Below are 10722 nucleotides of genomic sequence, written 5' to 3' on the forward strand. Positions count from 1 at the left end.
TCATTGGCTATACTGGTGCCGCTTTTGGGTTATCTCATTGTAGATCACTACGGAAAAAATGTGGTGCCGGTACCAGGATACTTCATCCCGGAGAGAGTAGATACGATCTCAGAAAATGGTAAAGTTTCCTACGATACCGTTTTTCATAAGATCAGGGACTTTAAACTTACCAACCAGCTTGGAGAAGAGGTGAGTCTGAAGAACATGGAAGGAAAAGTATTACTGGTTGATTTCTTTTTTACTTCCTGCCCAAGTATCTGTCCTACACTAACAAAGAACCTGAAAAAGGTGCAGAGTGCTTATGTAAAGAACGATTCTTTGCTGCAGATCCTCTCCTTTTCAGTAGACCCCGAACGGGATACGGTAGATAAATTGCGTAAATACGCATACGATCACCAGATAAATCCCGACAACTGGTGGTTGCTTACCGGTAGTAAAAAAGAGATCTATGACCTTGCCAGAAACGATTTCTTTGTTTCTGTAACACAGGGAGATGGCGGTCCGGACGACTTTATACATACCGAGAAGCTGGTATTGATCGATAAAAACAGGAACATCCGGGGATATTATAATGGTCTTGATTCCAATGATGTAAAAAGATGCGCCGGCGATATCGCGATATTGCATCTGGCAAAGGACAGACACCGGCCGGGTTTTGCAGCCTTCCTTAAAAAACTGTTCTCCGAAGAGAAGTAATAAAATAATTGTAAAGGAAAGGTGAATAAGGAAAGGTTGTTCGCCTTTCTTTATTCACCTTTCACATTTTAGTGGATATGGAACTTAAGAACAAAAATCTCAATACGCCTATTACCATCGTGTCAATAGCTATACCTGTGCTGGTAGCGTTATTGTTTGTTTTGCCCAAACCGGAAATGCATCCTGGTTTTGACATCAGGATTCTGCCGTTGTTCCATGCTATTCTGAACACCAGTACCGCAGTTTTACTGCTGGCCAGCTTATATTTTATAAAGAACGGGCATGTGAAGGCGCATAAAACCACCAATTTAATAGCAGTGGGCTTGTCGGCTATATTCCTGCTTTCCTATGTTACCTATCATGCCCTGGCTCCGGAAACCCGTTTTGGCGACCTGGATCATAATGGTGTGCTGGACGCAGCTGAAAAGGCCGTGCTGGGAAGTATCCGCTATGTTTATTATTTCCTGTTGCTCACGCATATTGTACTGGCTGCTATTATAGTACCACTGGTGCTGTTTACCCTGCTGCGTGGTTTTCAGAACGATATTCCCCGTCACCGGAAAATAGCCCGGATCACCTGGCCTATCTGGTTCTATGTAGCTGTTACCGGGGTGATTGTATATATTATGATTTCCCCTTACTACCATTGATAGAATTAAGGAAGATTTTTAAGGCAGATAGCCTAATTTTGCAGGATTAAATAACAATACTATGAAGAAGGCAGGTTTGTTTTTACTGACAGTGTTGCTGGCTATGATGAGCGGATCAGTAATGGCGCAATGTTCCCTGTGTACCAAAACGGCTCAGCAGCTGGGGGAAGGACCGGCAAAAGGCCTGAATAATGGTATTCTGATGCTGGCCTTAACGCCCCTGGCCATCATCGGCTTTCTTGCATTCAGATGGTGGAGAAGCAATAAAGAAGCCTGACAAATTTCGCATAACCCAAAAAAGCTATGATTACCTACAGAAAAGCGGATATAACGGATATCCCGCAGTTAGTACATTTGCGGCTGCAGTTTCTGAAAGAAATTTACCCTAAGTCCGATAACTCCAAGGATGCTGTGTTGAAGGATCAGCTCAGGGTCTACCTAACAGAACATCTTACCAAAAAGAACTTTGTAAACTGGTTTGCGGATGCGGAAGGCGAGATTGTGGCCAGTGCAGGCATTGTTTTTTACAACCAGCCACCACTGTACCACAACCTCGAAGGCAAAGTAGCCTATATCCTGAACGTGTTTACACTTCCAGCGTTTCGCCGCAGAGGTATTGCAAAGGCATTGCTGCAGAAAATCCTCGATGAGGCAAAAGAACGGAACACCGGTAAGATAAGCCTGCATACCAGTGAAGAAGGCCGTTTATTATACGAACAATTCGGATTTGTAGCCGGTGATAATGAAATGACCTGCCAATTACCCCGTATCCAGTAAATCAGGTCTACTCTTCGCGGAGTTTAAAAACAGGACATTCCATCCTCAAACCGCCATTGTTTAAAGAGATCTTTAACTTATTGCAGTAGTATCCTTTCTTTTCGTTCAAATGCTCACAGTTAAAACACATAGGCTGGGAAGAAATAATTTCCTGCTGGTTGAGCTGGTATATCACCTGCATCAATTGTTCCAGCAGCCCTGCCTGGTCTTTTAAAGGCATCTGTGCAACCGTTTTTTGTAATGGATCTGCAAATTGCTCTACTTTTTTGGCAACGGCCCTGCCTTCTTTTACCAGGTGCAAGGTGTGGCTGCGCGTGTCTGTAGGGCTGGCCTTACGAGTCAGGTAATTCTTCTGTTCCAGTGATTTCACTGCATCGCTGATGGTGGCTTTGGTCATGTTGAAGTACGATGCCAGCGTGGTTACAGTACGTTTTTCCTCCGGGTAGTGCAGTAAAAAGGTAAGTACCTGAATTTGGATGGGACTTAATCCATACTGTGTTGCTTCCTGCCATAATAATACGCGGAAGGCTTCTGATAATCGCTCCAGGGAGGCCACTATTTTACTTGGTGTGTCTTCTGCCTGCTGTGCAGGGCTGAATGTGGAAACTTTCCCCATATTTTCTTGCTATCCTTATAGTTAGTTTGGCAAGGTACAATATAAATATATGGCATGAAATAGCATATTAGTGACATTCCTGCAATGAAAGCCTTTTTTTACTGGCATCCTTCCAATTCATGAATATAATACCCGTTTTGCCGGATCTGGGTTTCCCAGCGCGGTATAATTTCAGTGATATGGCAAAAACGGCAATCTTTCCGGGAAATGTTCAGTCCCTCTCCTTTTTTGGATTGGAGATATATATTTCCATAGGTCAGGACTTCATCAAATGGGGTATCTTTTGTAACGATGATATCAAAATGCAGATATCCTCCATCTTTTTTCTTAACGTAAGTATCGAAAACAGCAACTTCCATTGAAATACTTTTGATGCTAACTTGAATGGTTATGTTAAAAAGGGAGTTGTCGGGGCTGAGGGTATATCCATAACAATACACTGAAACTAATTGCCTTGAACCAGGCCTGCTGCATACGTTCCACCTCTGTTGCAGAATGGCCGTGTTTGCCCAGGAAAGACCTGCCTGCTTCAGAAACCGGATATATAAAAGAAGATAAATAACGTAAATATACCAGTGGCAAAGGATCTATGTTGTGCTCCTCCGCATTTTTGTATTGCAGCTGCGCTGCAATCCGCTCCTCAAATTGCCACCATGGATTCCCTTCCTGGCGTGTGCACAGGTCTGTTATCCATTTCCGGAAATGTGGCCGGAGCGATTGCAGATAAGCTATATCAGGCGCACCGTCTTTGGTAAAATAGCTGGCGAGATAATTATTTTTTAAGATGTAGTCGTACCAGTTGTCAAGGATATCTTCTGTATGCGCTGCAAGAATGTTTCCTGCCATTACCAGGTATTGTTCATCTTCATTGGTGAACAACAACATTCTTTTTAATCGGACCAGTGTTTGTGCATCCAGTGAGGAGGGGTTATCAGCGCCAGCTGTGCCTTGATGCCTAGCGTCATTCATACATGTTAGTTTTGGGTTCCTTCACGGATTGGTTATTACAAATATAATAAGGTTACCTAACTAAAACAATACCGGTTAACGCGTATACTCCTGTCCGTTAGCCATTGAATATATTAGTTTAAAATTATTTGTGATTCTACAGTGAACTATATAGCTTTGATAATCTGGTTGATAATACCTACTTCATGACGAATAAGCGATACGTTATAACAAAGAACGGGCTTCCCCTGTTGGCTCCGTCGCTGCAAATACCGGCGGATGCCTCGTTGCCAGCCTCCTCCCGTACCTGGTATCTTTCCGTTGCAGCCATACTGACGGCCGCCACCGGTGCTGTTGCAGCTTGGGGTATTACCATTATTATTCATTCAATAGCATCACTGGCTTATTATGGCGAAATAATAACTGCTTATACCGGTATTGAAAATACAGAACGCGATCTGTGGATCATTGGTATCCCGGTAGCAGGCGCCGTATTGCTTATTGCTGTCAGCCGTTATACCTCTCCCCTGCTCCGCGCCGCAGGGTTAACGGTTGCCATTGGAGCAGGCAATCCGTTGGGTACTGAAAGCGCCGCAATGTTATTGAACGGAGGCATAGGCGCCTGGGTGGGCAGATTATTCCGTTGTACAGAGGAGGAATGCCGGATACTTTTTACGGCCGGCGCATGCAGTACTTTAGGCAGCCTTTTTGGTGCGCCGCTAGCAGCCATATTCCTGGCGCTGGAATTATGTTTGCCCGACCGGACATTTAAAAATATATGGCCGGTAGTGGCAGCGGCGGCAACTGCTGGCGTAGCCAGTTACCTATACAGGGGAACCGCTCCGGTATTAAGTTTTGCAGCCCTGCCGGCAATGAACGGAAAGGCGGCGGTGGCTTATAGTGTCATCGCTGTATTGGTGGGGCTGTGGGCCCGGTTAAGCACGGTGTTGTATAAGCTTATTGATAAATGGTTCGGAAAGCTAACTAAATATAATAAATGGTATTTACTTACAGTGGCCTTGTTCACCGGCGTTGCCGGATACATTTTCCCACGGATATTGGGCACAGGAGAAGGTTATATTACTGACCTGTTGCAGGCGCATGTTACCCTGGCAATTCTTTTTGCACTGGCTTTTGTTAAATGGATCGCCTGGCTTTTTTTCTCGGGCGCCAATAAAACAGGCAGCGGCATTATTCCCTTACTGGTTATAGGTGGTGCTATAGGTCTTTTGATCGGCGCTCCGATACAGATGCTTTTTCCGGCTGTTATGATTAACGCCGGTATTGTTGTACTGGTAGGTATGGGAGCCATGCTGGCAGGCACTTCGCGCCTGTTGTTCACTGCTATTGTATTACTGCTGGAAATGACCCATGATATTAATGTGGCCCTTCCCGCCATGCTTGCCTGTATACTGGCTTATGGTATTGCCATCTTCAAAAGTAAAACAGCGCAAAGCGATATATAGCTTTGCGCCGTTGATACCAGTTTATTCGTGCCCGGAAACAAACTTTAATCCTACAATTGAGCCTATCAATAGCATCAGGAAAAAAATGCGCAACATCGCGGCAGGCTCTTTAAAAAATATCATACCTGCAATAGCGGTGCCGGCGGCGCCAATGCCTGTCCACACGGCATAAGACGTGCCTATAGGAAGACCTCCATTGATCGCTTTATTCAAAAAGAAAAAGCTTAAACAGATACATACTGCGAAGCTCACTGATGGCCACAGCCTGGAAAAATTCTCGGAATACTTTAATGAAATAGTAAAGCCTATTTCAAACAGCCCGCCAATGACAAGGAATAACCAAGGCATAATTACAGAATTTAGAAAGTAAGAAAAAATATATTGGAAATGTATGGGTATGAAAACGCTTGTCTCCCGTAGATCAGAGACCGTAATTAAACACCGCGTAAGCGATAGATATGCCGAATGAAGTAAAACGCATGCGGTAAAGGTAGCAAAAATTATCTAATCGATCCTGCGGAGCGCTTCCCGCTTGCTGAGCGGCGCCAGCGGATGATGGTTCACAAATTTGCGCACACTGCCCGGGTTGGTTTTGGCATATTCCCGCAAAGCCCAGCCGATAGCCTTCTGGATGAAAAATTCTTTGGAATGGGCGCACTGTTTGATATAGCTGTATAACAGTTGTTCGTTGGTATGTTGCTTATAAGCATTCTGATGTATAATAGCCGCCCGCTGCAACCACATGTTTTTACTGGCAATCCATTGATCGGTAATAGCAGGCCATACCTCGGGGAATTTTCTCAGCCAGGGACCTGCAAGGAACGATACGGTGGAATCGACGCTGTCCCACCACGACTTATGAACTATCATGTATTCAAACAGGTGGATATCAGTTGCGGTCCATTCTTTACGCAATTGCTGCATAAAATCAATGGCGGCATATTGGTACTCACGTTCCGGTTTTTTCCACAATGCTTTTATCAATGCAGGCATCTCATTGATGGCCGGTAGTCCGTATTCCGCTTTCAGTCCTTTATTGATCAGGCGCCGTTCCGGTGTTTTGATGCCCAGGTGCTCAAACTGATCACGCAAATACGCTTTCATGGTGATGGCGTAAGCCGGGTTGGCGGCTACAGTATATGCTTCTGTGATGAGTTTAAGGTAATTCATGTATCCCTAGCTTTTGGTGCCTATATAACGGTAAAGGTTAAACGTTTTTTGCTGCAACAGCTCCTGTATTTCTTGCTGGATAGTTCGTTTGGAGATGTTTTTCATACGTTTGTACTGTATCAGCTGCCAGGCTTTTTCTGTCAGCAATAAAATATGTTTTTGTTGTTGATGAGAAACCAGGGAGTGATGTTTTCCGATAGCCTGTATTATTTCGTGTATACCTGATTGTTGGGTAGCTATTGATTTGATCACCGGGATTTCCCAGTCGCCCTGCTGTTTGCTATGTGCCAGCAACCGCAGGTTTTTCACAAAGGCGTCTGCATTGTCCCGGTCGGCCTTGTTCACAATAAAAATATCCGCAATCTCCATAAGGCCTGCTTTCATGGTCTGGATTTCATCGCCGGCCTCCGGCACCACTACTACAACAGTAGTATCTGCCACCCCGGCTATTTCTACTTCACTTTGCCCTACGCCCACGGTTTCAATAAAAAGATAATCAAATGCTGCCGCCTTAATGAGGTCGCTTACTTCAATAATTTTAGGGCTTAATCCTCCCAGGGCTCCCCTGCTGGCCATAGAGCGGATAAAAACACGGGGGTGATTAAAGTGCTGGCTCATCCTGATCCGGTCGCCCAGCAGGGCGCCGAAATTGAAGGGCGAAGAGGGGTCTACTGCTATGATGGCCACGCTTTTATCCTGTTCCAGTAATTGCGTAATGAGTGCATTTACCAGTGTGCTCTTTCCTGCACCGGGAGGGCCGGTAATCCCTACTACTTTGGTATGATCACTCACCGGGATCTGTTCCAGCAGCTGTTCGTAGCCTGTTGCTTCATTTTCAACGAGGGAAATGCAACGGGCCAGTGATTTGATATTTCCGTTTAAGAGTCCGGGTATATACTGCTGGTACATTTTACTGTTTACAGAATTTGAAGAACAAAAATAAGGTATCCCGGTTTACGCGGTCAGTGAGCGGTAAATATCCAGGTACTGGGCTCCTATTTCCTCCCATCTGAAGCTGTCGGCGTGTTTTTTAAGCGCAGCCATAGGCTGGGTAGCGTTATAATGGGCCATCCCTTTATTGAAAACCTCCTGCATGTAGGCAGGATCGAAGTTTTTAAAATAGTAGGCCAGGTCACCGCCAATTTCGGGTAAGCTGGTTTTATCCGAGAGGAATACCGGTTTCCCGTAGTGCATGGCTTCTATCACGGGAATGCCAAAACCTTCCGCAATAGAAGGAAATACAAAAGCGGCGCAGTTGCTGAAATACCAGTATTTGCTTTTTTCATCTACCGGGCCAATAATTTTAACCCGGTCCTGAACGCCGTAGAGTGCAGCTTCCTGCAGGATCTGTTTTTGATAAGTAGTATTAGCGTTGCCGGCTATAATCAATTCATAATCATTATCTTTCAGCAACCGGGGAATAACATGAAAGTTTTTCTTGGGTAAAATAGTGCCGATGGTGAAAAGAAATGGCCGCGAAGGACGATAAAGCGGGTTATGAAAGGATGGAAATGATTTTACATCACAACCGTTATAAATTACGCTCAGCGGGGTATCTCCAATTTCGAGGTGCTGTAAAACATCTTCCTTTACATAATTCGATATGGTGATAATATGATCGGCTTTATTGATCATCCGCTGCACCTTTGCCAGCTGGCCCGATATTTTATGTTTATAATTAGGCTTGTATAAAAAATTGAGGTCATGTATAGTTAATACACGTTTAATATCCGGCGAAGCCGGGATGTAGTCGGATAACTGGTAAGTGGTATGCCAGAGCTGAATATCCTTAGAATATGGCATCCATAGCTTATGCCATGCTTTTTGTTTGTAATGTGCCTGGTTGGAGAAAAGCGTTTCCTTATAGGAAGGCAAATAGAAATAAAGCTCCTCGGGAGGAGCGATCAACTTCATTAAAGTCTGGCCAAGTTCGCTGCAATAAGTATATAGACCGTTGTTCGGATATTTCATTCTCTCACAGTCTATCACAAATCTTGGCATATTAATCGGTTTGAATAATTGTCAGGTATATATTTATATATAACTAAATGCTTAAGCGAAGATATTACAACTTTTTACGAAAAAGAGATAATTATCTTCCGGCGGTTTCCGGATAAATTTATCTTCCTGGCGTATATTGGTCGCCAGTCCGATGGTGAATATAAAAATACAGATGACGAATTTTATCTCCATATTTCCACTTGGAATTGTAGTGTACCCGGGGGAGCAGTTGAATCTGCATGTTTTTGAGCCCCGGTACAAGCAATTAATTGCAGCCTGTTTGGCTGAGCAAAAGCCGTTTGGTATTCCAGTTGTAATAAATAAAAAAATTATGGAATATGGAACACTCGTGCAAATAAAAAAGGTAGAAAAAATATATGAAAGCGGGGAAATGGACATAATTACCGTTGGAGACAGTGTTTTTCGCATTTTGGAGCATGTTTCGAATATCCCTGAAAAATTATATGCCGGCGCTATTGTGAACTATCCGGAAAACAATGAGTCCGGCAACAGCCGGTTGTTGCAGGAAGTATTGCATGGTGTAAGGGAGCTGCATGCCATTCTCCAGATTCATAAATCTTTCAAGAAAGACGACAGCGAGCTCAGCTCATACGACCTGGCGCATCATGCCGGCTTATCGCTGGACGAAGAGTACGAGATGCTTCACCTTTTTTACGAGGCCCAGCGACTGGAATACCTGAAGCGTCATTTGCACAAGGTTATTCCCATGATGGCAGAAATGGAAAGGCTGAAAGAACGGGTGCTGCTGAACGGCCACTTCAGGAACTTATCTGCTGATAATTTGTGATTTTTAGGAAGATGCCCGCCTGACCTGCTTTCCCGGGCAAGGGTACGGGAACTTTAACGTGCATTTAACAGGTGGTTTTTTGGTTTTTTTTGCTTCCCGCCTTAAAAAGTAGATATTTGCAGACCCATATTTTCAATGGAATAAGGGCTTAAACTCAATTCTGATACTAAATGCATTGGACAAAAGTCAGTATTCTTTGCCTGTTAGGAAGTTTTTTTCTGTTGGCAAATAAGGCTATCGCACAGGACAACTCACCATATTCCCGCTACGGATTAGGAGATCTGCATAACAACCAGAACACGGTAAACCGTGGAATGGGAGGGGTTTCCCAGGCTTACAGCGATCCTCAGTCAGTAAACTTTATCAATCCGGCCAGTTATTCCAGCCTGTTGCTTACTACTTTTGATGTGGGAGTGGAAGGCGGCGCCCGTTCTATTACAGACAAAGGAGCAAAATTCAGCTCCGGGTTCGGTACCCTCTCCTATTTGCAGCTGGGTATCCCGCTGATCACCAACAAATGGGGGTTAAACCTGGGTCTTCGCCCGGTAACAAGGGTATCTTACAATATCCAGGAATCACATAACGGTACTTTCTTCGATACGCTGAGGGTTCCGCTAACCAGCAAATACGAGGGCAGTGGCGGTCTTTACCAGTTATATGCCGGTACAGGCGTGCGTTTCGGTCATTTCAGCGTAGGAGTGAACCTCGGTTATCTTTTTGGTAACATAGAAAATAATACCCGCCTCGCTTTTCCTGATCCTAATGTATATGCCTCACACCGGATGTTCCGTACTACCTACAACAGCTTTTTTTACAAATTAGGGGTACAATACAGGGCTAAAGTGGCAAAAGACATGGACCTGACCTTTGGCGCCTCCGGAAGTTTGAAGCAAAATATGAATGCCCGCCAGGAAGTGCTCAATGAAACTGTGCAGTTCGACGCATCTTCCAATAACTATGTTACACAAGATACTGTCAGTTACTCGAAGGGCGACCGGGGAACGGTAGTGTTCCCGGAAGAATATGGCGCCGGTATCATGCTGCGTAAATTTGATAAATGGATGATCGGAGTTGATTTCAATTCCAGCCAGTGGCAAAATTATAAGAACTTCGGTAATAAAGACTCTCTGCAAAATTCCTGGAAGCTGGCTATCGGCGGACAGTTTGTGCCTAATGCCACTGCCCTGAGCGGTTACTGGAACCGGGTAGCATACCGTCTTGGCGGCTATTATGGCAAAGACTACCTGCAGCTGGAAGGTGTAAACATGCCTACAATGGGCTTCACAGTGGGCGCCGGTTTACCGGTGCGCCGCATGCCTTACTCCAATCAGTACAGTATGATCAATATAGCATTTGAGATAGCTCACCGCGGTAACAATGAAACCGCGTTAAAAGAGAACATTTACCGTGTATCACTCGGCTTTACCCTGAGCGATAAATGGTTTATCAAACGCAAATACGAATAATTATTTTTGCAGATATACATGCAGCGGAGATATAAGCTAAGTAAACACAGACTACGCTTATATCTCCGCTTCGTTTTTCAGGAAGTTGAAAGCTTATACTGAATTCCTATCTTTGAAGCATTAT

The 10722-nt window shown here is 44.5% G+C and carries 14 protein-coding genes; 7 read left to right on the plus strand and 7 right to left on the minus strand.

From position 1 onward, the window contains the following. Positions 1-3: 3 nt before the first annotated feature. From VIM72_RS20285 to VIM72_RS20300, 4 genes are all read left to right on the plus strand, one after another. Positions 4-696 (plus strand): SCO family protein, encoded by a 693-nt coding sequence (locus VIM72_RS20285; protein WP_332004647.1) that lies wholly within the window; start codon positions 4-6, stop codon positions 694-696. Between the two features lie 77 nt (positions 697-773). Then, complete coding sequence (locus VIM72_RS20290; protein WP_332004648.1) at positions 774-1346, plus strand: DUF420 domain-containing protein; 573 nt, start codon at positions 774-776, stop codon at positions 1344-1346. 61 nt (positions 1347-1407) lie between these two features. Then, positions 1408-1623 (plus strand): hypothetical protein, encoded by a 216-nt coding sequence (locus tag VIM72_RS20295; RefSeq protein ID WP_332004649.1) that lies wholly within the window; start codon positions 1408-1410, stop codon positions 1621-1623. A gap of 26 nt (positions 1624-1649) precedes the next feature. Then, a complete protein-coding gene (locus VIM72_RS20300) occupies positions 1650-2123 on the plus strand; it encodes a GNAT family N-acetyltransferase (RefSeq protein WP_332004650.1) in 474 nt (157 codons plus the stop codon). A gap of 7 nt (positions 2124-2130) precedes the next feature. Here VIM72_RS20300 and VIM72_RS20305 read toward each other — a convergent pair whose 3' ends face one another. The 3 genes from VIM72_RS20305 to VIM72_RS20315 form a co-directional block, all read right to left on the minus strand. Then, positions 2131-2739 (minus strand): MarR family winged helix-turn-helix transcriptional regulator, encoded by a 609-nt coding sequence (locus VIM72_RS20305; protein ID WP_332004651.1) that lies wholly within the window; start codon positions 2737-2739, stop codon positions 2131-2133. 98 nt (positions 2740-2837) lie between these two features. Next, positions 2838-3098 (minus strand): DUF2024 family protein, encoded by a 261-nt coding sequence (locus VIM72_RS20310; RefSeq protein WP_332004653.1) that lies wholly within the window; start codon positions 3096-3098, stop codon positions 2838-2840. Positions 3099-3132: 34 nt separating this feature from the next. Further along, positions 3133-3708, minus strand: a complete 576-nt coding sequence (locus VIM72_RS20315) for a protoglobin domain-containing protein (protein ID WP_332004654.1) — start codon at positions 3706-3708, stop codon at positions 3133-3135. 185 nt (positions 3709-3893) lie between these two features. On the opposite strand from VIM72_RS20315, the gene VIM72_RS20320 reads away from it, so the two are divergent. After that, positions 3894-5153 (plus strand): chloride channel protein, encoded by a 1260-nt coding sequence (locus VIM72_RS20320; protein WP_332004655.1) that lies wholly within the window; start codon positions 3894-3896, stop codon positions 5151-5153. A gap of 21 nt (positions 5154-5174) precedes the next feature. Here VIM72_RS20320 and VIM72_RS20325 read toward each other — a convergent pair whose 3' ends face one another. The 4 genes from VIM72_RS20325 to VIM72_RS20340 all read right to left on the minus strand — a co-directional run bounded on the left by VIM72_RS20325 (position 5175) and on the right by VIM72_RS20340 (position 8324). After that, complete coding sequence (locus VIM72_RS20325) at positions 5175-5501, minus strand: DMT family transporter (protein WP_079471732.1); 327 nt, start codon at positions 5499-5501, stop codon at positions 5175-5177. Between the two features lie 156 nt (positions 5502-5657). Next, entirely contained in the window at positions 5658-6323 is a 666-nt protein-coding gene (locus VIM72_RS20330; RefSeq protein WP_332004656.1) for a DNA alkylation repair protein, read from the minus strand. A gap of 6 nt (positions 6324-6329) precedes the next feature. Continuing rightward, the gene (gene meaB, locus VIM72_RS20335) at positions 6330-7232 is read right to left on the minus strand and encodes a methylmalonyl Co-A mutase-associated GTPase MeaB (protein ID WP_332004657.1); all 903 of its coding nucleotides are present in this window, start codon (positions 7230-7232) and stop codon (positions 6330-6332) included. Between the two features lie 45 nt (positions 7233-7277). Continuing rightward, positions 7278-8324, minus strand: coding sequence for a glycosyltransferase family 1 protein (locus VIM72_RS20340; protein WP_332004658.1), 1047 nt, complete (start codon positions 8322-8324; stop codon positions 7278-7280). A gap of 172 nt (positions 8325-8496) precedes the next feature. Here VIM72_RS20340 and VIM72_RS20345 point away from each other — a divergent pair, with 172 nt between their 5' ends. After that, a complete protein-coding gene (locus VIM72_RS20345; RefSeq protein ID WP_332004659.1) occupies positions 8497-9132 on the plus strand; it encodes an LON peptidase substrate-binding domain-containing protein in 636 nt (211 codons plus the stop codon). Positions 9133-9353: 221 nt separating this feature from the next. Beyond that, on the plus strand, positions 9354-10598 hold the full coding sequence (locus VIM72_RS20350; RefSeq protein WP_332004660.1) for a hypothetical protein: 1245 nt from the start codon (positions 9354-9356) through the stop codon (positions 10596-10598). Positions 10599-10722 lie beyond the last annotated feature (124 nt).

This window comes from Chitinophaga sp., from assembly GCF_036569185.1.
Taxonomy (GTDB): domain Bacteria; phylum Bacteroidota; class Bacteroidia; order Chitinophagales; family Chitinophagaceae; genus Chitinophaga.